General features: G+C 69.9%; 22 protein-coding genes. 11 read left to right on the forward strand and 11 right to left on the reverse strand.

Going from position 1 to position 21,478, the window contains the following annotated elements:
• Both G3I19_RS13170 and G3I19_RS13175 read right to left on the reverse strand, forming a co-directional pair.
• Positions 1 to 709, reverse strand: a 709-nt coding sequence (locus G3I19_RS13170) for a M56 family metallopeptidase (RefSeq protein ID WP_164263462.1), incomplete at its 3' end; no start/stop codon positions are given.
• A gap of 3 nt (positions 710 to 712) precedes the next feature.
• A complete protein-coding gene (locus tag G3I19_RS13175) occupies positions 713 to 1,141 on the reverse strand; it encodes a BlaI/MecI/CopY family transcriptional regulator (RefSeq protein ID WP_164263464.1) in 429 nt (142 codons plus the stop codon).
• A 172-nt stretch (positions 1,142 to 1,313) separates the two neighbouring features.
• Between G3I19_RS13175 and G3I19_RS13180 the strand changes: the two genes are divergently transcribed.
• A complete protein-coding gene (locus G3I19_RS13180) occupies positions 1,314 to 1,889 on the forward strand; it encodes a TerD family protein (RefSeq protein ID WP_164263466.1) in 576 nt (191 codons plus the stop codon).
• A 212-nt stretch (positions 1,890 to 2,101) separates the two neighbouring features.
• Here G3I19_RS13180 and G3I19_RS13185 read toward each other — a convergent pair whose 3' ends face one another.
• Positions 2,102 to 2,716, reverse strand: coding sequence for an NAD(P)H-dependent oxidoreductase (locus G3I19_RS13185; RefSeq protein WP_164263468.1), 615 nt, complete (start codon positions 2,714 to 2,716; stop codon positions 2,102 to 2,104).
• A 122-nt stretch (positions 2,717 to 2,838) separates the two neighbouring features.
• Here G3I19_RS13185 and G3I19_RS13190 point away from each other — a divergent pair, with 122 nt between their 5' ends.
• Positions 2,839 to 3,186, forward strand: coding sequence for a helix-turn-helix domain-containing protein (locus tag G3I19_RS13190; RefSeq protein WP_164263470.1), 348 nt, complete (start codon positions 2,839 to 2,841; stop codon positions 3,184 to 3,186).
• Between the two features lie 92 nt (positions 3,187 to 3,278).
• Here the strand turns inward: G3I19_RS13190 and G3I19_RS13195 are convergent, their stop codons facing one another.
• On the reverse strand, positions 3,279 to 3,722 hold the full coding sequence (locus G3I19_RS13195; RefSeq protein ID WP_164263472.1) for a MarR family winged helix-turn-helix transcriptional regulator: 444 nt from the start codon (positions 3,720 to 3,722) through the stop codon (positions 3,279 to 3,281).
• 104 nt (positions 3,723 to 3,826) lie between these two features.
• Between G3I19_RS13195 and G3I19_RS13200 the strand changes: the two genes are divergently transcribed.
• From G3I19_RS13200 to G3I19_RS13215, 4 genes are all read left to right on the forward strand, one after another.
• Complete coding sequence (locus G3I19_RS13200; RefSeq protein WP_164263474.1) at positions 3,827 to 5,014, forward strand: hypothetical protein; 1,188 nt, start codon at positions 3,827 to 3,829, stop codon at positions 5,012 to 5,014.
• Between the two features lie 231 nt (positions 5,015 to 5,245).
• On the forward strand, positions 5,246 to 7,276 hold the full coding sequence (locus G3I19_RS13205) for a protein kinase (protein ID WP_164263476.1): 2,031 nt from the start codon (positions 5,246 to 5,248) through the stop codon (positions 7,274 to 7,276).
• 187 nt (positions 7,277 to 7,463) lie between these two features.
• Complete coding sequence (locus G3I19_RS13210; RefSeq protein ID WP_164263479.1) at positions 7,464 to 8,309, forward strand: J domain-containing protein; 846 nt, start codon at positions 7,464 to 7,466, stop codon at positions 8,307 to 8,309.
• A gap of 99 nt (positions 8,310 to 8,408) precedes the next feature.
• Complete coding sequence (locus tag G3I19_RS13215) at positions 8,409 to 8,756, forward strand: rhodanese-like domain-containing protein (protein ID WP_164263481.1); 348 nt, start codon at positions 8,409 to 8,411, stop codon at positions 8,754 to 8,756.
• A gap of 83 nt (positions 8,757 to 8,839) precedes the next feature.
• Here G3I19_RS13215 and G3I19_RS13220 read toward each other — a convergent pair whose 3' ends face one another.
• The 6 genes from G3I19_RS13220 to paaA all read right to left on the reverse strand — a co-directional run bounded on the left by G3I19_RS13220 (position 8,840) and on the right by paaA (position 14,095).
• Entirely contained in the window at positions 8,840 to 10,162 is a 1,323-nt protein-coding gene (locus G3I19_RS13220; RefSeq protein ID WP_164263483.1) for an acyl-CoA dehydrogenase family protein, read from the reverse strand.
• A gap of 363 nt (positions 10,163 to 10,525) precedes the next feature.
• Positions 10,526 to 11,614 (reverse strand): 2Fe-2S iron-sulfur cluster-binding protein, encoded by a 1,089-nt coding sequence (locus G3I19_RS13225; RefSeq protein WP_164263485.1) that lies wholly within the window; start codon positions 11,612 to 11,614, stop codon positions 10,526 to 10,528.
• Positions 11,615 to 12,100: a 1,2-phenylacetyl-CoA epoxidase subunit PaaD gene (paaD, locus tag G3I19_RS13230; protein ID WP_164263487.1), complete on the reverse strand. Its 486-nt coding sequence runs from the start codon at positions 12,098 to 12,100 to the stop codon at positions 11,615 to 11,617. It lies immediately after the preceding gene.
• Positions 12,094 to 12,804 carry a 1,2-phenylacetyl-CoA epoxidase subunit PaaC gene (gene paaC / locus G3I19_RS13235; RefSeq protein ID WP_164263489.1) on the reverse strand — a complete coding sequence of 237 codons (711 nt, stop codon included), beginning with the start codon at positions 12,802 to 12,804 and terminating at the stop codon, positions 12,094 to 12,096. Before paaC ends, paaD begins: the two co-directional genes overlap by 7 nt.
• Complete coding sequence (gene paaB / locus G3I19_RS13240) at positions 12,801 to 13,112, reverse strand: 1,2-phenylacetyl-CoA epoxidase subunit PaaB (protein WP_164263491.1); 312 nt, start codon at positions 13,110 to 13,112, stop codon at positions 12,801 to 12,803. Before paaB ends, paaC begins: the two co-directional genes overlap by 4 nt.
• Positions 13,109 to 14,095: a 1,2-phenylacetyl-CoA epoxidase subunit PaaA gene (gene paaA, locus G3I19_RS13245; protein WP_239074255.1), complete on the reverse strand. Its 987-nt coding sequence runs from the start codon at positions 14,093 to 14,095 to the stop codon at positions 13,109 to 13,111. Before paaA ends, paaB begins: the two co-directional genes overlap by 4 nt.
• Positions 14,096 to 14,662: 567 nt before the next feature.
• Here paaA and G3I19_RS13250 point away from each other — a divergent pair.
• The 3 genes from G3I19_RS13250 (at position 14,663) to G3I19_RS13260 (ending at position 17,384) form a co-directional block, all read left to right on the forward strand.
• Complete coding sequence (locus G3I19_RS13250) at positions 14,663 to 15,268, forward strand: DUF5819 family protein (protein ID WP_164263495.1); 606 nt, start codon at positions 14,663 to 14,665, stop codon at positions 15,266 to 15,268.
• A 110-nt stretch (positions 15,269 to 15,378) separates the two neighbouring features.
• Entirely contained in the window at positions 15,379 to 16,581 is a 1,203-nt protein-coding gene (locus G3I19_RS13255; RefSeq protein WP_239074258.1) for an HTTM domain-containing protein, read from the forward strand.
• A 158-nt stretch (positions 16,582 to 16,739) separates the two neighbouring features.
• The gene (locus G3I19_RS13260; protein WP_343235089.1) at positions 16,740 to 17,384 is read left to right on the forward strand and encodes a TrmH family RNA methyltransferase; all 645 of its coding nucleotides are present in this window, start codon (positions 16,740 to 16,742) and stop codon (positions 17,382 to 17,384) included.
• Between the two features lie 56 nt (positions 17,385 to 17,440).
• Here the strand turns inward: G3I19_RS13260 and paaN are convergent, their stop codons facing one another.
• Positions 17,441 to 19,114, reverse strand: a complete 1,674-nt coding sequence (gene paaN, locus G3I19_RS13265; protein WP_164263499.1) for a phenylacetic acid degradation protein PaaN — start codon at positions 19,112 to 19,114, stop codon at positions 17,441 to 17,443.
• A 122-nt stretch (positions 19,115 to 19,236) separates the two neighbouring features.
• On the opposite strand from paaN, the gene G3I19_RS13270 reads away from it, so the two are divergent.
• The gene (locus G3I19_RS13270; RefSeq protein WP_164263501.1) at positions 19,237 to 20,772 is read left to right on the forward strand and encodes a 3-hydroxyacyl-CoA dehydrogenase; all 1,536 of its coding nucleotides are present in this window, start codon (positions 19,237 to 19,239) and stop codon (positions 20,770 to 20,772) included.
• On the forward strand, positions 20,769 to 21,368 hold the full coding sequence (locus G3I19_RS13275; protein WP_164263503.1) for a TetR/AcrR family transcriptional regulator: 600 nt from the start codon (positions 20,769 to 20,771) through the stop codon (positions 21,366 to 21,368). Before G3I19_RS13270 ends, G3I19_RS13275 begins: the two co-directional genes overlap by 4 nt.
• Positions 21,369 to 21,478: the final 110 nt, after the last annotated feature.

The following is a 21,478-nucleotide window of genomic DNA, read 5'->3' on the forward strand; positions in this document are numbered from 1 at the left end:
CCCGCCGGGAGACGAGCGCCGCCCGGCCGACGGCGTGGGCCGTCATCCTGCGGTCGCCGGTGGCCTGTGCGGCCTCCTCGTCGGCCCAGCGTTCGGTGCTGTACGCGACGGCGGCCCGTAGCGGGCGCAGCAGCGGGTTGGCGCAGCCGGCCAACTGCGCCGCGAGCAGCAGCCGGTGGTGCCTGCCCCGCAGATGTGAGCGCTCGTGGGCGAGCAGCGCACCGCGTTCCCGCGCGCCGAGCGAGGAGAACATGCCGGTCGACAGCACGATCCTGCCGGGCGATCCGGGCAGCGCGTACGCGTACGGGGTGTCGTCGGGCAGGACCGCGACCTCCGCCGCCGTGGGCAGCAGGGCCAGCGTCCGGTGGGCGCAGGCCCGGAAGCGGATGTGGCGGTACAGGGTGAGAGCCCAGCCGGCCGCCACGACGGTGAGCGCCGCGATGGCTGCCCGGCCGGCCACCTCGTCGTAGGGGACGGCGGCGCGTACCTCGGGGTCGGACCAGCTGTCCGGCAGTGGGTTGCCGGGCAGCTGGGCCGTTCCGACGACCATCAGCAGACCGAGGCAGAGCGTGCTGCACGCCGCGAGGATGACTGTCACGGCGGTGAGCAGACGGGCGGCGTGCCGGGGATGCAGATGCTGTTCGGCGAGGCGGGCGACGGGCAGCGCGGTGAGCGGCAGGATCAGCGGCAGAAAGACGAAGACGCCCATCGGTCAGCGCTCCGCTTCGTCCGGCGGCGGCTCGCTCCGCGTGTTCTCGTTCAGGAGCGAACGCAGCAGATGCTCGTCGTCGAGGGAGAGCGCGGACACGAAGCTGGAGAGCACCGCGTCCCGGTTCTCCTGCTTGTCGAGCAACTGCCGCATCCGCAGCGCCGCGAGACCCGATTCGTCCGCCACCGGCTGCCACCGGATGGGCCGCCCCGAGCTGCTGCGGGTGACGGCCTTCTTCTCGTACAGCCGGGTCAGGATGGTGATGACGGTCGTGTAGGCGAGGTCCGCGCCGAGCCGTTCCTGCACCCAGGAGGCCGTGACCGGCTCATCCGCCGTGCCCAGGACGGCCAGCACCTGGGCCTCCAGCTCGCCCTGGCCCCGTCGTCTGCGTACGCGCGGTCGCGGAGCCCGGTCGCCCTTGTCGCCGCCCATACCGCGGACTCCTTCCCTCTTCCCCCGGCGCCTCCCCGGGCGCATGGGCATCGTATCCAGCGGCGTCACAGGGCTCGCGACATGATTTCTACAGTGTTGTAGATTTCAATGGGCCGTACGGAACAACCGGGGCGCCCCGCGCCCGTCCGCTGGATTCGAGAAGGGAAGCAATATGGGTGTGAGCCTCGCCAAGGGCGGCAACGTCTCGCTGAGCAAGGAGGCGCCCGGCCTCACCGCCGTGCTGATCGGCCTCGGCTGGGACGTCCGTACGACGACGGGCGCTGATTACGACCTGGATGCCAGCGCACTGCTGTGCAACGACTCCGGGAAGGTCGTGTCCGACCGGCACTTCGTCTTCTACAACAACCTGACCAGCCCCGACGGCTCTGTCGAGCACACCGGTGACAACCTCACCGGCGAGGGGGAGGGCGACGACGAGTCCATCAAGATCGACCTGGCCGCGGTGCCCGCCGATGTCACCAAGATCGTGTTTCCGGTGTCGATCCATGAGGCGCAGGAGCGCGGCCAGAGCTTCGGTCAGGTCAGCAACGCGTTCATCCGCGTGATCAACCAGGCCGGCGGAGCGGAGATCGCCCGCTACGACCTGAGCGAGGACGCGTCGACGGAGACCGCGATGGTCTTCGGGGAGCTCTACCGCAACGGCGTGGAGTGGAAGTTCCGCGCGGTCGGCCAGGGCTACGCCTCCGGACTGGCGGGTATCGCCGCCGATTTCGGCGTCAGCGTCTGAGAGCTGGTTTTCAGGAGTCCGGGCCGGAATCCCAGGCCGGAATCCCGGGCCGGAGCCTCAGGCCGGGCTCCGAAGCCCGAGTTTCACGTGAAACCCCCGCGTCGGCCGATGTGAGCCGCGCGGGGGTTCTGTGTCCGCGGTACTGATGTGCCCGCCGTACTGGGGCGTGAAGCCGTGCTGATGCGTGAGCCGTACGGGGGAGCCGTGCTGGTTCAGGCGGCGAGGCGGGTGGCAAGTGCCTTGGCCTTCGACGCCGCCTCGTCCAGCGCCTTGGCGCGCGAGGTCTCGGCGAGCGGGACCAGTTCGGCCATGGCGGGCTGCGAGGCGGCCAGGGTCAGCTCGGGGACGATGAAGTCGACCTCGGCGCCGAACATCCCCGTCAGCAGCTTCTCCAGGTAGTTCTGGACGAACTCGAAGCTCTCCCGGGGCGTTCCGGGAGCATAGGAGCCGCCGCGGCTGGCCACGATCGTGAACGGTGTGCCGGCCAGCGGGCTCTCCGCGCCGCCGCCGTTGTGACCCGCGATGATCGCGTGGTCGAGCCATGCCTTGAGGGTCGAGGGGATCGAGAAGTTGTACATCGGGGCGCCGATCAGCACGGCGTCCGCCTGGGCCAGCTCGTTGGCCAGTTCGGCGCGGAGCGGGGACTCGGCACCCGCGGCCGCTGCGGCGGCGTCCAGGTGCGGCACCGGGTCAGCGGCAAGGTCGCGGTAGACGACCACGCCCTCGGGGTGCTGCTCCCGCCAGGCGTTCACAAAGACGGAGGTGACGTCGCGGGAAGCGGAGCCCTGCGGGAAGACGGCGGAGTCGATGTGCAGAAGAGTGGCCATGTCGTTCTCCATGAAGCGTGAGTGGGACGTGATACCCAAAACCATGTGTACCTATAAATAGCATAGTCCCTTACTTTTCCGCAGCTACTCACGGAGTGGCCCGCACTCAGTACTCTGAGGGCATGGCGGAACACAGCGAGCAGACGTGCAAACAGGTCGGCGGGGCGATCACGCGCGTCTTCGAGCTGCTGGGCAAGCGCTGGACGGGGCTGATCGTGGCCGTCCTGATGCAGCAGTCCGTGTACTTCTCGGACCTGCGCCGCGCCATTCCCGGTATCAGCGAGCGAATGCTCTCCGACCGGCTGACCGAACTCGCGGCAGCGGGACTGCTCGTGCGCGAGGTGGACGAAGGGCCCCCGCTGCGCGTCTCGTACCGGCTGACCGAGGCGGGCCGGGCACTCGGCCCCGCCCTCAAGGAGCTCGGGCTGTGGGCGGAGATGTATCTCCCGGAGGGCGGCGGTCGCTGCTGACCGCCTTCCGTTGTGCCGGTGCCGGTGCCGGTGCCGGTGTCGGTGTCGGTGGCAGTGGCGTGTCGGGAGGTGCTCGGCGCGGATCGCTCGGCTCAGCTCAACTCCGCGGAGTTGTACCGCAGTAGGTAGGTCGCGAAGCGGTCGAGGTCCTCTTCGCTCCAGTCGGCCAGCCGGTCGCGGACGGCGGCCCGCCGGCTGCCCTGCGACGAGGCGAGTTTCTTCGTGCCGGCTTCGGTGGGGTGGAGGACCTGCACCCGCTGGTCATCGGCGGCGGGGCGCCGCTCGACCAGGCCGAGTTTCTCCAGCACCGCGAGCTGACGGCTGACCGTCGATTTGTCCAGCATGTAATGCACCGCGAGATCGGTCGCCCGGCAGCCCTGACTGTCGTCGATGTGCGCGAGCAGGGTGTACGAGACCAGGGGCAGCTCGGGGTGCAGGCGAGCCGCTGTGGCGCGGGCGCGCCGGGCGAAGGCCGTCAGTTCGCGCTGGATCGTATCGACGGACGCGTCGTGGTCCCGGTGGTCGTTGCCGGTCATGTTTTGCCCTCCTGGTTATTAGTTGTATAGTACAACTCGAATAGAAGGTTGTAAAAGCCAACTAGTGACTCCGCTTGGCAGTCAAGCAGCAGGAGAGGTGTCCGATGTCCGCAGGCCCCACGAACGGTGCCGTCAGTACGGGGGCTGCTCTGCGCCATGTCCTCGGCCATCTCGTCATGCCCCTGCTGATGTGCATCGGGATGGGGCTCGCGTACCTGGGAGCGTTCCACTCTCCGCAGCCGCATGAACTCCGGGTCGCGGTCGTCGGATCCGGGCCGAGCGCACAGGTGCTGGCCCAGACGCTGCACGACAAGGCCGACGGCGCGCTCGACGTCCGTACCGTCCCGGACCGTGGCACCGCGGTCCAGCAGCTGAAGGACCAGGACGTGTACGGCGCCTTCGTGCCGGACCGTACGAACCCCGAGCTGGTCGTCGCCTCCGCGTCGTCCGACACCACGGCCACCGCGGTCGAGAAGGTGTTCACGCAGGTCGCGTCCCAGCAGGGCGAACCGCTCAAGGTGACCGACGTGGCGCCGACAGCGAGCGGTGACCCGACCGGGCAGGGCATCTTCTTCCTGTTGGTCGCCCTGAGTATCGGCTCGTACGCCTCCGTCGCGGTGATCGGCGGGGCCGGCGCGGTACTGCCGCTGCGGATCAGGGCCCTGCTGGCGCTCGGTACTTCCCTGGTGGTCAGCGCGATCGGTGCCGCCTTCGCCGGGCCGGTGTTCCATCTGGTCGGCCACGGGCTCGGTGGGGTCTGGGCCATGGCGTGGATCTACTCCGCGGGCATCCTGCTCGTCGGCGTGGGGCTGCACACCTTCCTGAAGCGGTGGACGACGCTCGGTGTGATGGTGCTCTTCGTGATGCTCAACTTCACGAGTTCCGGCGGGATCTTCCGGCCCGAACTGCAGCCCGGGTTCTTCGGGGCGCTGCACGCCTTCTGGAACGGCGCGGGCTTCGTGGAGGGCGTGCGCAGTCATGTGTACTTCGGTGGCCATGCACTCGGCGGCAATGTGCTGGTCCTGGCCTTGTGGCTGCTGGCGGGCCTGATCGTGATGGGCGTCGCGGGGCTGGTCGAGGCGGGCCGCCGTAAGCCGGCCGTACGCGCCGCCGGTACGGGGGCGGCTCCCGGGGAGGGGCCGGTGTCGCCGACGGGCAGGGAGGGGGCGGCCGGTGAAGAAACGGTTGCAGAGACTGCCGACGAGCCTGCCAACGGGTCTGCCAACGGGTCCGCGGCTGAGCCCGCCGATGAGGCCACGGAGGAGGAGCTGGAGGAAGCGGTCGGCGTGTGAGGGCAGGCAAAGTGGCAGGCGTGCACGGCAGGCAGAGCGCCCGGCCTGCGCGGCAGCCGTGCGCGGACCCGGGCCATGGCCGACGGGCGGTGTGGCCTACGTCCTGTACCGCAGCCGGAGTTGACCTGGGTGCCCCGGAAGGTAACGGGTACGCTCCCACCCTGCTACAGCCTCCGACGCATCCTCGGGCAGGGATGGTAGGGGCCACCGTCCTCGGCTAGCGTGCCGCACATGGGTGCGTACGGGGAGCACAGCAAGAACGGCGAGCACAGCGAGCACAGCGAGGGACGCGGCTTCGATCTGGAGGGCAGTGGGGCTTCACCACTGGCACCGGACGATCCGCGGCGGATCGGTCCGTTTCCGCTGCTCGGCCTGCTCGGCGCAGGCGGTATGGGCCGGGTGTATCTCGGGCTCGCGTCGGGCCGCTACACCGCGGTCAAGCGGGTCCTTCCGCTGGTGGCCGAAGACCCGGACTTCCTGCGGCACTTCGGCCACGAACTCGACAACCTGGCCAGGCTGCCCTCAGGCGTGAGCGTCCCGCTGCTGGCCACCGACCGCACCGCGAACCCGCCGTGGTTCGCCACCGAGTACATCCCCGGGCTCACCCTGTCCGAGGCGCTGCGGCTGCACGGCGGCCCGCTGCCCCGCGAGGCCCTCTGGCCCCTGCTGCGCGATATGGCCGGCCGCCTGGAGGCGCTGCACGCACTGGACATGGTGCACCGGGATCTCAAGCCCTCCAATGTGATGCTGACCCTCGACGGCCTCACCCTGATCGACTTCGGCATCGCGCGGGCCGCTGACCAGAGCCGGCTGACCAAGACCGGCATGATTCTCGGTACGCCCGAGTACATGGCGCCCGAACAGACGGAATCCGCCCGCTCGTTGACCGGTGCGGCGGATGTGTTCGCCCTCGGGAGTCTGCTGGTCTACGCGGCCACCGGCCACTCGCCCTTCGGCAGCGGGTCCGGCCTGGAGGTCCTCTACCGCATCGTGCACAGCACGCCCGACCTCTCCGCGGTGCGTGCCCTTGACCCCGGTCTGGCCGATGTCGTGGCTGAGTGCCTCGCCAAGTCACCGGCCGACCGGCCCACCGCCGCTGACCTGCTCGAACGTGCCCGGGAACACGCCCGCGAACTTGACCTCGCCGCTGCTCCCCCCTGGCCTGCGGCCGTCGCCGAACAGCTCGAACAGCGGGCCGCCTTCGCGGCGACCGTGCCCGCCCTCGCCGAACTCGACTCGGCCACCGCGGACTTACGGCCGAAGCCGGCCGGAGGGACCGAAGCCGACCCGGCAGCGGGCCCGGGGATGGCGGGGGTGCTGGGGCCGGAAGCGGAGCCGGCGGCAGCGGCACCCGAAGCCCCCGTGGTCACCAGTGACCGCCCGAGTGCTCCCTCAGAAGGCGGGCGTACGCCCGGATCGCGCAAGCGCCGTAACCGCCTCCTGATCACGATCTTGCCGGTGGTCCTGACCGTCGGAGGGCTCACCGCCGTCCATCTCCTTCCGTACTCGTCATCGCCGGACGCCGGCGGGAAGCCGTCCACTGCGGTGTCCCCTTCGGTCTCGCCTTCCGCGGGCCGCAGCGGGCCTGCGTCCCCGGTGCGGCCGGCCCACGCGTCACCGTCGAAATCCGCGCACGGCTCGGCTTCGGCCGGGCCGGGAGGCGCCGGTCACGGGTCGAAGCCGGGGCGGACCGGCGCGGCGGGCGGGACCACAGGCGGCGCGGGCGGGTCGTCGAGCGGATCCAACGGCGGATCGAAAGGCGGGGCCCCGAGCGGCTCGAAGGGCGGCTCGAAGGGCGGATCCACGGGCGGGACAGGTGGGACCGGCGGAACGGGCGGGACGAGTGGGGCGGGCAAGATCGGCTCAGCGGGGACGTATCGGATCAAGGACGCCGCCGATGGCCGCTGTCTGCAACACGACACGAGCAGCGGTGCTCCCAGCGGATACGCGGTGAGCGGTTCCTGTGCGTCGGAGTCGAACCCCTACTTCGAATGGACCTTTTCGCCCGGCCCGAGCGGCACCTTCAAGGTGATCAACAAGGGCAGCGGTGACTGCCTCACCGCGTTCATGGCGAACGGCTACGCCAACATGGACCCCTGCGACGGCAGGTCAGGCCAGTACTGGAAGATCGGCGCCAGGACATCGTCCGGCAGCACGCTCGAAAGCACCCAGTACTGGCAGTGCTTGCGGATCAGCAGCAATGCGGTGGTGGCCCCCTGCGACAGTTCCGAAGAGACACAGCTGTGGAACGGCGCCGGCTGAGGCCGGGCGGCCACCCGCCACCCGCCGCAGCCCCCTCCCGCCTCTCCTCCCGCCTCTCCACCCGCCTCTCCTCCCGCCTCTCCACCCGCCTCTCCACCCGCCTTTCCGCGCGGGCTTTGGTGCGGGCGGACAGCAGCTGAGACGGGTGCTTGACCTGTGGGGGCCCCGGCGCCCGTAGGCTGGACGGGTGACGGAGGATGCCACCGGGGGCACGACCACCCGGAACGACGACGACCAGAGCGGGCAGCCCATGGGCGAGCAGCGGCCGGAGGCGCGGCTGGAGAAGGCTGTACGCGCCGCCGAGCAGGCACTGATCGAGTTCGAGATCGCGGTGGAGACCTTCCGGGTGGAAGTGGAGAACTTCTCCCGGCTGCATCACCAGAGACTCGGTCCGATGTACGCACGCCTGGACGAGCTGGACGCGCAGCTCGCCGAGGCCAGGGCTGCGCGCAGCGGGGACCCGGAGGATCTGGCGAAGGCCCGGGAGGCGCGGGCGATGGTGATGCCCATGCCCGGCGTCGACGAGCTGTTCCACGACTGGATCGACTCCGAGGGGCTGCCGCCGGAGGCACAGGCGATGCTGAACGAGCAGCCGGTGCAGCCGCCGAAGCGGGTACGGCCCAGCGAGGAGGCCCGCAAGCTCTACCGCGAACTGGTCCGGCAGGCACACCCCGACCTGGCGCAGGACGACGCGGAACGCGACCGGCGCGACGAGTTCATCACACGCGTCAACGCCGCCTACGCGCGCGGTGACGAGGCGGTGCTTCGGGAGCTGGGCGATGAGTGGGCCGCCGGCCCGGTCCAGGAGGCCGCCGAGCCCAGCGAGAGCGACGAGCTCTACGCCAGGCTCGAGTGGCTCTCCCAGCGCAAGGAGCTGCTGTCCCTGGTCGCCCAGGAGCTGGAGGAGAGCGCGATCGGCGCGATGCTCCGGATGGCACCGGACGACCCCGACCGGCTGCTGGAGGAGATCGCTGAGCAGCTGCTCGCCCAGGTCTCCGAGCGGGAGGCCGAGCTGGCCGAGGCGGTGCAGTAGCGTTTCGGGTGACCCCTGCCGTGTTTGTATGCGGTGTTTGTATGCCCCGTTTGACTGCCCCGTTTGAATGCGCTGTTTGTACGAGAGAAGGCATGACCCATGAATTTCGCCTCGCTGCCCCAGGTGGATATCGCGGCGGTACCGGCCGACGGTCTGCTGCTCGACGTCCGGGAGGACAACGAGTGGGCGGCCGGGCATGCCGAGGGGGCGCTGCACATTCCGATGAGCGAGTTCGTGGCGCGCTTCGGTGAAGTGACCGAGGCGGTGGCCGACGGCGGCGGGCAGGCGTTCGTGATCTGCCGGGTCGGTGGCCGTTCCGCCCAGGTCACCCAGTACTTGGTGCAGCAGGGCATCGACGCGGTGAACGTCGACGGCGGCATGCTCGCCTGGGAAGGCGCCGGGCGCCCGATGGTGACGGACGGCGGAGACCCGGCGTACGTACTCTGACGGACACGCCCCCGCCCGGGCCCCGCTGCCGCCGGGTCGGCCGGATGGCGCGCGGTCAGCCCAGTGGGGCGGGTGGCGCGGGGTCAGCCCAGTGGGTGGGTGGCCAGCAGGTCACCCAGCGCCTCCTCGTGAGCTGCTGCCGGGCCGAGTGAGAGTTCCAACTGCTTGGCCCAGGCGTGGTACCGGTGCAGCGGATAGTCCGTGTCCGCCCCGAAGCCGCCGTGCAGATGCTGTGCGGTCTGGACGACCCGGCGCACGCCCTCGGAGGCCCAGATCTTGGCCACCGCGATGTCCCCGGCTGCGGGAAGCGGCCCGCCCGCGCTGGTGGAGAGGCGCCAGGCCGCCTGCCAGAGGGTTACCTCCATGGCGCGGAGATCGATGTAGCGGTCCGCGGCCTGGACAGCGACGGACTGGAAGGTGGCGACCGGGAAGCCGAACTGTTCCCGCTTGCTCGTATAGGAGCTGGTCATCGTCAGCACCCCCTCGCCCAGGCCCAGCGCGAGCGCGCAGGTCCCGGTGGTCAGCAGATCACGCAGCAACTCCCAGGCGCCGTCGGCCTCGACGACATCGCGGCCCGCGACGCGCACCGAGTCCAGCCGCACCTCCGCGAAGCGCTCTCCACTGGTGGAGATCTGCTCGGCCAGAGCAAGCCCACTGGCTTCAACAGCCCCGGCAGCCCCAGTGGGCACAGCAGCCCCGACAGTCCCAGTGGCCTCGGTGGTCACAGCAGCCCCGGCAGTCCCAGTGGCCTCAGTGGGCACAGCAGCCCCGGCAGTCCCAGCGGCCCCAGCAGCTTCCGTGGCTCCAGCAGTCCCGGTGGTCTCAGCGGTTCCGGCGGCCCCGCGCGGCTCACGGGGGATCAACGCCAGCACGGTGTTTCCCGTGGGCGTGTGGGCCGGCACCGCGATCCGGTCCGCTGTCTGCGCCCAGGGCACCCCGGTCTGTATCCCGTCGAGAACCCAGCTGTCCCCGTCGCGCCGTGCGGTGACGGCGAGTTCGGCGGGATCGTGGCCGGTGCGGCCATTGGCGCCGACGGTGAGGACCAGCTCACCGCGGCCCATGGCGGGCAGGATCGCCTCCCTCAACTCCCCACTGCCATAACGTTGCACGGCCATGGCGACCGCGCTGGTCTCCAGCAGCGGCACCCGGGCCAGCACCCGGGCGGACTCACGCAGAACCAGACAGAGCGCGATCGGTCCGAGCCCGGCCCCACCGTGCTCGGGCGCCACGACCAGGCTCAGCAGATCCGCCTCCGCCAGCTTCCCCCACAGGGCGCGGTCGAAGTCCTCGGCCACCGCGCCCGCGGTGAGCGCCGGGCTCGGCACTCCGTCGGGCGCGACACCCGAGAAGACCGCCTTTGCCGCCTCAACCGCCGCCTGCTGCTCTTCGGTGAAGGTGAAGTCCACAGCCCTGTCCTCCCGCGCCGACCTGTTCAGGCTGCTCGGCCCGCTCAGTCGGCTCAGCCTGTCCAGTGTTTCTGATGGGGCGTCAGGTTAGGCCAAGGGGCCGCGATACGGAACACCGTCGACGCGCCGACCCGACAACCCAGTGACATGGCCGAGCGACTCCCCCGCCAACACCGGCCCCCAAACACCCGCCCCCAAACACCGCCCCCAATCACCGGCCCCAACGAAGGCCCCAAACACCGGCCCCAAACACCGGCCCCAAACACAGGCACCAACGAAGGCCCCCAACGCGGGCACCAAGGCAGTCACCAAGGCAGAGACCAACGCAGGGCCCAATGCAGGGCCCGGCGAACGCGATTGCCCTCAGCGGTCGAAATCCAGCTCCACTTCCGGCGTCAGCGGATGCGACTGACAGGCGAGCACATAACCCGCCTCGGTCTCCTCCGGCTCCAGCGCGTAGTTGCGGTCCATCCGTACCTCGCCCGAGACCAGGAACGCCCTGCATGTCCCGCACACTCCGCCCTTGCAGGCGTACGGCGCGTCCGAACGGCTCCGAAGGACCGTTTCGAGAAGCGAATCCCCGTCCCGCACCGGCCATTTGCCCGAGCGGCCGTCAAGGGTGGCGGTCAGCGTGCTGTGCGCCGGAGCAGCAGCCGACGCCGGAGCAGCAGCCGACGCCGGGGCGGCGGGTGCCGTGACCGTGGGGGTGCCGTCGTCGACATGGAAGATCTCCTGATGGATACGGGTCCTGGCCACCCCCAGCCCGTGCAGAGCCCGTTCCGCCCCCTGCACCAGGCCGAACGGGCCGCACAGGAACCAGCCGTCCACATCCGCGACCGGCAGCAGCGCGGGCAACAGTCCCATGAGCCGTTCCTGGTCCAGTCGGCCCGAGGGCAGACCTGACTGCTGCTCCTCCCGGGAGAGCACGGTCACCAGCTGGAAGCGGTCCGGCCAGCGGTCCTTCAGATCAGCGACCTCGTCGAGGAACATGGTGGAGGCCGCGGTCCGGTCGCTGCGTATCAGACAGAACCGCGCATCCGGTTCGCGGGCCAGCAGTGTCGCCGCGATGGAGAGCACCGGTGTGATGCCGCTGCCCCCGACGATCGCCGCGAACCGGCCGGGGCGCGGCTCGAAGGCGAAGCGGCCCATGGGCTCCATGACCTCGACGGTGTCCCCGACGCCCAGCTCCTTCAGCGCGTACGTGGAGAACTCGCCGCCCTCCACCAGCCGCACCCCCACCCGTACGACCGGTTCGCCGGGGGCTTCGACCGCCGGGGTGCAGATCGAGTAAGTGCGGCGGATCTCCGCACCGCCCACGATCCGCCGAAGCGCCACATGCTGGCCGGGGGTGTGCCGGAACGCCTCACGCAGCTCGGCGGGTATGGCGAAGGTGATGGCGACGGCGTCATCCGTGAGCTGTTCGACCGCGCTGACCCGGAGCGGATGGAACATCTACAACTCCTTGAAGTGGTCGAAGGGTTCGTGGCAGGTGGCGCAGCGGCGCAGCGCCTTGCAGGCCGTCGAGGAGAACCGGCTCAGCAGCTCGGTGTCGGTCGATCCGCAGTGGGGGCAGCGGATGGACAGGGCGAGGGCCACCGGGCCGGTCGGGCGCGGGGGAGCTATCCCGAACTCGGCCAGCTTGCGCCGGCCCTCGTCGCTGATGTCGTCCGTCGACCAGGCAGGCGACAGCACGGTACGCACCGAGACATCCGGTATTCCGTGGTCGTGGAGGACCCGTTCGATGTCGGATGACATCGACTCGATGGCCGGGCAGCCCGTGTAGGTCGGGGTGAGCTCGACCTCGACCCGGCCGGGGCCGAGGATCTCCACCCGGCGCAGCACTCCCAGCTCCTCCAGTGTCACGACGGGGAGTTCGGGGTCGGGCACGGCTCCGGCGAGTCGGCGCAGCTCTGCTTCGAGCGTTGTGGTGGTCACCATGTCGCCCCCGGGTGACTGCGGTGCAGATGCTGCATCTCGGCGAGCATCCGCCCGAATGGTTCGGTGTGCAGGCCCTGCCTGCCCGCCCCCGCCGACCAGGCCCCGGTCTGTGGGCCGGTCGGCACGGACAGCGTGGCCCGGGAGAGCAGCCCCGTCACCGAACGGGACCAGCTGTCCTCCAGGCCGGCCCAGTCCACGTCTTCCGCGTCCACCCCTTCGACGGGCTGGAACATCTCACCGGTGAAGCGCCACAGCGTGTCCAGCCCCCGCTGCATCCGCTCATGGCTCTCGGCCGTCCCGTCGCCCAGCCGCAGCGTCCACTGCTCGGCATGGTCCCGGTGATAGGCGATTTCCTTGACCGCCTTCGCGGCGAGCGGCGCGAGCGGCCCGTCTCCGCCGGCGAGCCGTTCGTACAGCAGGTGCTGGTAGGTGGAGAAGAAGAGCTGGCGGGCGATGGTGTGTGCGAAGTCGCCGTTCTCCTGCTCGACCAGCTGGAGGTTGCGGAAGGCGCGCTCATCGCGGAGGTACGCGAGCTCGTCCTCGTCGCCCACCAGGGAGAGCAGGACCCGCGCCTGTCCCAGCAGGTCGAGAGCGATGTTGGCGAGGGCCACCTCCTCTTCCAGGACCGGAGCGTGGCCCGCCCACTCCCCCAGCCGGTGGGAGAGGACCAGTGCGTCGTCGCCGAGGGCGAGAGCCGCGGTCATAGGTGCTGCACCCCTTCCGGGATCTCGTAGAACGTGGGGTGCCGGTAGGGCTTGTCGCCGGCCGGTTCGAAGAACGAGTCCTTCTCGTCGGGGGAGGAGGCAGTCACAGCTGTGGAGGGGACCACCCAGATCGAGACGCCCTCGTTCCGGCGGGTGTAGAGGTCGCGGGCGTGGTGCAGGGCCATCTCCGCGTCCGGGGCGTGCAGGCTGCCGCAGTGCGTGTGGGCCAGGCCGCGCCGTGAGCGTACGAACACTTCCCACAGCGGCCAGTCGCCTGCGGCCGGGCCGTTCTCGGATGTGGCGGTCATGCGCGCGCCTTCCCTTGCTCTGCCGCGGTGGCGCTCTTCGCCGCACCGGCTGCTGTCTTCGCGGCGTACGCGGTCGCCGCTTCCCTGACCCAGGCGCCTTCCTCATGGGCCCGGCGGCGCTGGGTGATCCGCTGTTCGTTGCACGGGCCGTTTCCCTTGAGGATTTCCTTGAACTCGGTCCAGTCGATGCTGCCGAAGTCGTGCTGGCCCCGCTCCTCGTTCCACCGCAGATCTGGGTCGGGAAGAGTGAGCCCCAAGGTCTTGGCCTGGGGGACACAGATATCCACGAAGCGCTGGCGCAGCTCGTCATTGGAGTGGCGCTTGATTTTCCAGGCCATGGACTGTGCGGAGTGCGCGGACTGGTCGTCCGGCGGGCCGAACATCATCAACGAGGGCCACCACCAGCGGTCCACCGCGTCCTGGGCCATCGCGTGCTGCTCAGGGGTGCCGCGGCTGAGGGTGAGCAGCAGCTCGAAGCCCTGACGCTGGTGGAAGGACTCCTCCTTGCAGACCCGGACCATGGCCCGGGCGTAAGGGCCGTACGAGCAGCGGCAGAGCGGCACCTGGTTGGTGATCGCCGCGCCGTCCACAAGCCAGCCGACCGCGCCGACGTCGGCCCAGGTCAGCGTGGGGTAGTTGAAGATCGACGAGTATTTCTGGCGGCCCGAGTGGAGCTTGTCGAGCAGCTCTTCGCGGCCCGTGCCCAGGGTCTCGGCCGCGCTGTACAGATAGAGGCCGTGTCCTGCCTCGTCCTGGACCTTCGCCATCAGGATCGCTTTACGGCGCAGTGAGGGCGCCCGGGTGATCCAGTTGGCCTCGGGCTGCATTCCGATGATTTCGGAGTGGGCGTGCTGGGCCATCTGGCGGACGAGTGACGCGCGGTACTCGTCCGGCATCCAGTCCCGCGGCTCGATCCGCTCGTCCGCGGCCACTGCGGCGTCGAAGGCGGCCTGGTTCGTCTGCTCGGAGCCGGCCGAGGACATCCCTGACGGGTCCGAGGCTGCTGGGGGCTGTGATGCCCCGTCCGTCCCGTACGCCACTGTCGCCATCGAGTGCCCCCTACCGACCGATCGTTCGGTTCATGGACTTCAATGGTGGGGCGAGGGCCCTTAGGGTGTCAACCCTGTGGATAACTGGCCTGAAGACCGGCGGGCACCAAAGGGGATCGGGGCGGGATGGATTCGTACGAGAGTGGGGAGCCCGGGGCGAGTGGGCCAGAAGCGCCACATCCGCCGCATCCGCCACGTAGGCCCGCAGAGACTCCCGGGGCCTTTGAGGCTTCTGGAATCCGTGAGGCTCCCGGAACCGGTGAGGCCCCTGGACCTCACGAGGCTCCCGAGTCACCCGCAGTCCCGGGGCCCCGTGCAGTCCCCGAGCCCGGTGCGGTCCCTGGGGCTCCTGGAGTGCCTGAGGGCACTGTGACTCCTGTGATTTCCGGGGCTTCCGTTGCTCCTGAGTCCCACGGGACGCCGAAGCCCCCTGTTGCGCCCGGTACCCATGGGCCTGCCGGAGCGTCCCGTGGGATCGTCGCGCTCTCCTTTCCGTACCAGGTGGCGGCCGCCATCGCGCTCGCGCTGATCGGGGTGCTGACCGCCGTCCACCTCTCGATGGTCTTTCTGCACGTCGCGCCGTCGAACACCGTGAGCAAGCAGTACGGCAAGGCGGTGGACGACTGGATCTACCCCGAGTTCGAGCAGAACTGGAAGCTCTTCGCCCCCAATCCGCTTCAGCAGAACATCGACGTTCAGGCCCGTGCCGAAATACGGACGAAGAGCGGTGGGATCACCACCACCGGCTGGACCGATCTGTCGGCCGAGGACGGGGCGTCGCTCCACCACAACCCCCTCCCCAGCCACGTCGACCAGAACGAGCTTCGCCGCGCTTGGGACTTCTTCACCGGCTCGCACAACAACGACAACCAGCCGATCGGGACGCGGGGCGACCTGTCCGAGCAGTACATCCGCCGCATCGTCACCCTGCGGATGAGCGACGGGCTGCGGAACGGCTCCACCGTCGAGCGGATACAGGTCCGCTCGGCGACCTCTTCGGTGAAGGCTCCCCCGTGGAGTCAGGAGAAGATCGACACACGGGTCTCCTACCGGGTTCTGCCCTGGTGGGCGGTTGTCCCCTCGGACCGTACGGAGGCCGGCCGGTGAACTCAGCCAGCAGCAACAGGACCAGGAACAGCAGCAACAACACCGGCACTCCCGGCACCCCCGGCACCCCCGGCACCCCCGGCACCGACACCCTGAGCAACGTCAGCCACATGGTCGCGCGTGGCATCCAGCGCATCACCGAAGCATCGCTGGGCCGCTACCAGACCGCCGTCGTCAGGATCGGTTTCTCCGCCACGTGGCTCCTCTTCCTTCTGCGGGAGCTGCCGCACCGCCGTGAGCTGTACGGGCCCCACTCCCCGTGGGACTGGGGCATGGCGAAACAGCTCATCGCCGGAAACCACGCGTTCACCGTGCTGATGTGGTCGGACTCCACGGTGTGGTTCGAGGTGGTCTACGCCCTCGCCGTGCTCTCCAGCGTGCTGCTGCTGCTCGGCTGGCACACCCGCTTCGCCTCCGCGCTGTTCATGATCGGCGTGCTGTCACTGCAGAATCGGTCCATCTTCGTGGGCGACGGCGGTGACAACGTCATCCACATCATGGCGATCTACCTGCTGGTCACGCGCTGTTCACAGGTCTGGTCGCTGGACGCACGCCGCGCATCCCGCGCCGCGAAGGCTGCCGACACCAGCAGCGCTGCCGTCTCCACGCCTCCCCAGGACCGGGGCGGACCGGTGCTGTGGTCCGTGCTCGGCGTCGCGCTCGTCGTCATCACCCTGCTCGGGAAGATGAGCGGCGGCTGGGAAATGATCTTCTGGGCGATGTGGCTGGTCCAGGGCTTGTGGTGGGTGGTGTGCCGGATCGCGCCGGGCGAGCCGCGCACCTTCCTCGACGTGGTCGCCAACCTCGCGCACAATGCCGGCCTCGTCGTGATCATGGCCGAGGTCTGTCTGATCTACTCGACGGCTGGCTGGTACAAGATCCAGGGTTCCCGCTGGGAGGACGGCACCGCCCTCTACTACCCGCTTCATCTGCACTACTTCTCGCCCTGGCCCGAGCTGTCCGCGCTGCTGGCCGGCAGCGGGGTGCTGGTGATGCTGCTGACCTACGGCACGGTCATCGTTCAGGTGGCCTTCCCCTTCACGCTGTTCAACCGGCGCGTCAAGAACGTGCTGCTGATCGCGATGATCATGGAGCACGCCGGGATCGCGCTGCTGCTGGGGTTGCCGTTCTTCTCCATGGCGATGATCGCTGCGGACGCTGTCTTCCTGCCGACGGGTTTTCTGCTCTGGCTGGGTGGCCGCGCAGCGATGCTGACCGCCCGCACGCGAGTCGGCGTACGGAAGAAGCCGGAGGGCGAGCGGCGTACGGCCGAGGGGGAGCAGGGCGAACAGCCCCGTACGCTCGTGGGGTGACCAGCGAGCCCTCCCCTGAAGCACCCGACGTACCCCACGCATCCGGTGCGTCCGACGTACCCGGTGCGCTCGGCGTGCCCGACGTGCGCCGAGCACCCGGGGCGCCGGACGCCCCCGCCGCAGATGCGGAGGCCGAAGCGCCGGATGCGGCCGGGCAGGTGCTCCCCGGCGAGCCGGCTCAGTACGACGATGCCTTCGCACCCGAGGTCGGCGTCGGACCGCACCCTCTGCCCTGGCCGGAAGGCCCGCAGTACGACCGGGAGCTGCTCGCCGCGGGAGACCGCCGCAATGTGGTCGACGCCTACCGGTACTGGACGCGGGAGGCGATCGTCGCCGACCTGGACACCAGGCGTCACGATTTCCACGTCGCCGTCGAGAACTGGGGCCACGACTTCAACATCGGGTCCGTCGTCCGGACCGCGAACGCCTTTCTCGCCAAGGAGATCCACATCGTCGGACGGCGGCGCTGGAACCGGCGAGGGGCGATGGTGACCGACCGCTATCAGCATGTGCGCCACCACCCGGACACCGAATCGCTCACCGCGTGGGCCGCGGCCGAGGGCTTGCCGATCATCGGGATCGACAACCTGCCGGGTGCGGTGCCGCTGGAGCGGACCGAGCTGCCGCGGCGGTGTGTGCTGCTGTTCGGGCAGGAGGGCCCCGGGCTGACGGAAGAGGCCCGGAACCACGCGCAGCGGGTCTGCTCCATCGCGCAGTTCGGCTCGACCCGCTCGATCAACGCCGGTGCGGCGGCGGCGATCGCCATGCACGCCTGGGTCCAGAGGTACGCACAGATCGACTGAGCGGGCCGGCCCCACCGGGGCAGCTTGCGCGGCCCTGGTGGTGCCCGCCCCGTGCCTCACGCCTGACGGCGGACCTCCACCGTGCGGAACCGGTTGGCGACGAACGCCCCGTCGCACAGCGCCGCGTTCGCCGCCGGGTTCCCGCCCGAGCCGTGGAAGTCCGAGAAGGCCGCGGTCTGGTTGACGTAGACGCCGCCCGTCAGATTCAGCGAGAGCTGGGCGCACTCCTCCAGGCAGACCTCCTCCACGGCCTGCTCCACCTCGGGCGATGTGGTGTAGGCGCCCACTGTCATCGCCCCCTTGTCGCGCACCGTGCGGCGGAGCAGGTCGAGTGCGGACCTGGTCGATTCGACGGCCACAGCGAAGGAGACAGGTCCGAAGCATTCGGAGAGGTAGGCCGCGTCGGCATCCGCCGTGTCCCAGTGTTTCCGGGCGCCGTCCAGCTTGACGATCGCCGGCGTACGGACCACGGCGTCCGGGAAGTCCGGGTGGACGATCTCCCGTGACGCCAGGGCCACTTCGCCGAGATCCGCAGCCCCTTCGAGACGGGCCCGTACGTCGGGGTTGACCAGCGCGCCCAGCAGCGCGTTCGCCCGGGCGTCGTCGCCGAGGAGTCCCGCCACCGCCGACGCGAGGTCGGCGACCACCTCGTCATAGGTCTTGTGACCCACGTCCGTGGGGATGCCGTCGGCGGGAATCAGCAGGTTCTGCGGGGTGGTGCACATCTGGCCGCTGTACAGCGAGAGCGAGAAGGCCAGGTTGGAGAGCATGCCCTTGTAGTTGTCCGTCGAGTCGACGACGACCGTGTTGACCCCGGCCTTCTCCGTGTACACCTGAGCCTGGCGGGCGTTGGCCTCCAGCCAGTCGCCGAAGGAGGTCGAACCCGTGTAGTCGATGATCCTGATCTCCGGGCGGACCGCGAGGGACTTGGCGATCCCCTCACCGGGCCGTTCGGCGGCCAGGGCGACCAGATTCGGGTCGAACCCGGCCTCGGACAGGACATCGCGGGCCACCTGGACAGTGAGGGCGAGGGGCAGCACCGCACGTGGATGCGGCTTCACCAGGACCGGGTTCCCGGTGGCCAGGGAGGCGAACAGGCCCGGATAGCCGTTCCAGGTGGGGAAGGTGTTGCAGCCGATCAGCAGGGAGATGCCGCGGCCCACAGCGGTGAACGACTTGCGCAGCTCAAGCGGGTCCCGCTTGCCCTGCGGCTTGGACCAGTCGGCCGACGACGGTGTCCTGACCTGCTCGGCATAGGCGTAGGCCACGGCCTCCAGGCCGCGGTCCTGGGCGTGTGGGCCGCCCGCCTGGAAGGCCATCATGAACGCCTGGCCGCTGGTGTGCATGACCGCGTGGGCGAATTCCGGTGTACGGGCGCTGATCCGCGCCAGGATCTCCAGACAGACCACGGCCCTGGCCTCGGGGCCGGCCGCCCGCCAGGCCGCCGTGCCCGCGCTCATCGCGGGCAGCAGGACGTCCAGGTCGGGGTGTGGATAGGTGATGCCCAACTCGACTCCGTACGGCGATACTTCGCCGCCTGTCCAGTCGTCGGTGCCCGGCTGGCCCAGATCGACGCGCCCGCCCAGCAGGGCGTCGAAAGCCGCTTTGCCGTCACCGCTGTACGCCTTGGGGTGCTCGGGGTGTGGTGTCCAGTACGCACGCGTACGGATCGCTTCGAGGGCCTGGTCGAGCGTGGGCCGATGGGTTTGGGACAGCTCGGTCAGCTGCATCGCGGGACAACTCCTCGTCGAGCTGCGCAGGACAGGTGGACAGAGTTAGAGTAACCGAACGATCGGTCGGGACAAGGGGGTCCGCTCAGACTGTGGATAACTCCGTACGGGAAGATCGCCCCATGACCGCCACCGCACACCTGCCCGCCCTGGCACCCAGCCGCACCGTCGCAGTCGTCGGGACCGGCACCATGGGCCAGGGCATAGCCCAGGTCGCCCTGGTCGCCGGACACCCGGTGCGGCTCTACGACGCGCTGCCGGACCGCGCGGAGAAGGCCGCCGAAGCCATCACCGCCCGGCTGGACCGGCTGGTCGAGAAGGGGCGCATGGACGCGTCGCAGCGGGACGCCGCGCGGGAGCGGCTGCTGCCCGCCGCGGATCCGTCCGAGCTCGCCGACGCCGCGCTCGTGATCGAGGCGATTCTCGAACAACTCCCGGTCAAACAGGAACTCTTCACGACTCTTGAGGACATTGTCAGCGAGGACTGTCTGCTCGCGACCAACACCTCGTCCCTCTCGGTGACGGCCATCGCGGGCGTGCTGCGGCACCCGGGCCGTTTCGTCGGGATGCACTTCTTCAACCCGGCGCCGCTGCTCCCCCTCGTAGAGATCGTCAGCGGCTTCGCGACCGACGACGCGAGTGCCGCGCGCGCGTCGGCGACCGCCGGGGCCTGGGGCAAGACCCCGGTCCGCTGCACCGACACTCCCGGCTTCATCGTCAACCGCATCGCCCGCCCCTTCTACGCCGAGGCGTTCGCCGTGCACGAGGAGCGGGGCGCCGACCCGGCCACCATCGACGCGGTGCTCAGGGAGTCGGGCGGCTTCCGGATGGGCCCCTTCGAGCTGACCGACCTGATCGGCCAGGACGTCAACGAAGCGGTCACCCGCTCGGTCTGGGAATCCTTCTTCCAGGACCCCAAATTCCGCCCCTCACTGGCCCAGCAGCGGCTCGTCGAGTCCGGGCGGCTGGGCAGGAAGAGCGGCCGCGGCTGGTACGCGTACGGCGACGAAGCCGTCCGGCCCGAGCCGCACACCGCCCCGGCCACCGAGGCCCCGTCCGGGATCACGGTGGAGGGAGATCTGGGGCCGGCGGCCGAACTGGTCGCGATGGCCCGCGAGGCGGGGATCGCGGTGCGCGAGGACGAGGAGGACGCGGGGTGCCGGATCGTGCTGCCCAGCGGGGGCCAGCTGGTGCTCGCCGACGGTCAGACGTCCGCCGAGTTCCGCGACGTCGTCTACTTCGACCTGGCGCTCGACTACCGGTCCGCCACCCGGATCGCGCTGTCTGCGTCCGAGGTCACCGGCTGGGAGACACTGCGCCAGTCGATCGGCCTCTTCCAGCGGCTCGGCAAGAAGGTCAGCGTCATAGGGGACGTCCCCGGCATGATCGTCGCCCGTACGGTCGCGATGCTGGTGGACCTCGCGGCGGACGCCCTGGCCAGGGGCGTCGCATCCGCGCAGGACATCGACACGGCGATGCGGCTCGGCGTGAACTACCCGCTGGGGCCGGTCGAATGGGGCCGCAGGCTCGGCCGCGCCTGGGCACACGAACTCCTCGACGAGCTGCACGCGCGCGTGCCCAGCGGCCGCTATGCGCCGTCGCTGGCGCTGTACCGGCAGTCGTACGTCCATCCGGAGAAGGGCGGGACAGTCCGATGACCACCCCCAAGCGGGACACGTACACACCGGAGACGCTGCTGACCGTCGCCGTGCGGGTCTTCAACGAGCGCGGCTACGACGGCACGTCCATGGAGCATCTCTCCAGGGCCGCGGGCATCTCCAAGTCCTCGATATACCACCATGTCGCGGGCAAGGAGGAGCTGTTGCGGCGCGCGGTCAGCCGCGCCATCGACGGGCTCTTCGGCGTCCTGGACGAGCCGGGGGCGGCGCGGGGGCGCGCGATCCAGCAGGTCGAGTACGTCACGCGCCGCACGGTCGACGTGCTGATGGTGGAACTCCCCTATGTGACGCTGCTGCTGCGCGTGCGCGGCAATACGAAGACCGAGCGCTGGGCGATGGAACGGCGGCGGGAGTTCGACCAGCGGGTGGCCGATCTGCTGAAGGCGGCGGTGGCCGAGGGCGACCTCCGCTCCGATGTGGACATCCGGCTGGCCACCCGGCTGCTCTTCGGGATGATCAACTCGCTGGTCGAGTGGGTCCGCCCGGCCCAGGGCGCCGGGCCCGACGCGGACCAGCTGGCGGAGACCGTCGTACAGCTGGCGTTCGAGGGGCTGCGCACGGTTCCGTCCCGCTGAGACCGGGTGCCGGGTGCCGGGTGCAGGGTGTGTGGGTGTGTGGGTTGACGCTGTGCCTGGCTCGGCGCTGTGCCTGGGGCCCGTCTCACATGCCCCGCTTCACTCACGTC

The organism is Streptomyces sp. SID10853 (genome assembly GCF_010548145.1).
Lineage (GTDB): Bacteria > Actinomycetota > Actinomycetes > Streptomycetales > Streptomycetaceae > Streptomyces.

Excerpts from the sequence above, each read along its gene's own strand:
- G3I19_RS13175 (WP_164263464.1), bottom strand. The coding sequence starts at position 1,141 with ATGGGCGGCGACAAGGGCGACCGGGCTCCGCGACCGCGCGTACGCAGA.
- G3I19_RS13180 (WP_164263466.1), top strand. The coding sequence starts at position 1,314 with ATGGGTGTGAGCCTCGCCAAGGGCGGCAACGTCTCGCTGAGCAAGGAG.
- G3I19_RS13185 (WP_164263468.1), bottom strand. The coding sequence starts at position 2,716 with ATGGCCACTCTTCTGCACATCGACTCCGCCGTCTTCCCGCAGGGCTCC.
- G3I19_RS13190 (WP_164263470.1), top strand. The coding sequence starts at position 2,839 with ATGGCGGAACACAGCGAGCAGACGTGCAAACAGGTCGGCGGGGCGATC.
- G3I19_RS13195 (WP_164263472.1), bottom strand. The coding sequence starts at position 3,722 with ATGACCGGCAACGACCACCGGGACCACGACGCGTCCGTCGATACGATC.
- G3I19_RS13200 (WP_164263474.1), top strand. The coding sequence starts at position 3,827 with ATGTCCGCAGGCCCCACGAACGGTGCCGTCAGTACGGGGGCTGCTCTG.
- G3I19_RS13205 (WP_164263476.1), top strand. The coding sequence starts at position 5,246 with ATGGGTGCGTACGGGGAGCACAGCAAGAACGGCGAGCACAGCGAGCAC.
- G3I19_RS13215 (WP_164263481.1), top strand. The coding sequence starts at position 8,409 with ATGAATTTCGCCTCGCTGCCCCAGGTGGATATCGCGGCGGTACCGGCC.
- G3I19_RS13225 (WP_164263485.1), bottom strand. The coding sequence starts at position 11,614 with ATGTTCCATCCGCTCCGGGTCAGCGCGGTCGAACAGCTCACGGATGAC.
- paaD (WP_164263487.1), bottom strand. The coding sequence starts at position 12,100 with ATGGTGACCACCACAACGCTCGAAGCAGAGCTGCGCCGACTCGCCGGA.
- paaC (WP_164263489.1), bottom strand. The coding sequence starts at position 12,804 with ATGACCGCGGCTCTCGCCCTCGGCGACGACGCACTGGTCCTCTCCCAC.
- paaB (WP_164263491.1), bottom strand. The coding sequence starts at position 13,112 with ATGACCGCCACATCCGAGAACGGCCCGGCCGCAGGCGACTGGCCGCTG.
- paaA (WP_239074255.1), bottom strand. The coding sequence starts at position 14,095 with ATGTCCTCGGCCGGCTCCGAGCAGACGAACCAGGCCGCCTTCGACGCC.
- G3I19_RS13255 (WP_239074258.1), top strand. The coding sequence starts at position 15,379 with ATGGTCGCGCGTGGCATCCAGCGCATCACCGAAGCATCGCTGGGCCGC.
- paaN (WP_164263499.1), bottom strand. The coding sequence starts at position 19,114 with ATGCAGCTGACCGAGCTGTCCCAAACCCATCGGCCCACGCTCGACCAG.
- G3I19_RS13270 (WP_164263501.1), top strand. The coding sequence starts at position 19,237 with ATGACCGCCACCGCACACCTGCCCGCCCTGGCACCCAGCCGCACCGTC.
- G3I19_RS13275 (WP_164263503.1), top strand. The coding sequence starts at position 20,769 with ATGACCACCCCCAAGCGGGACACGTACACACCGGAGACGCTGCTGACC.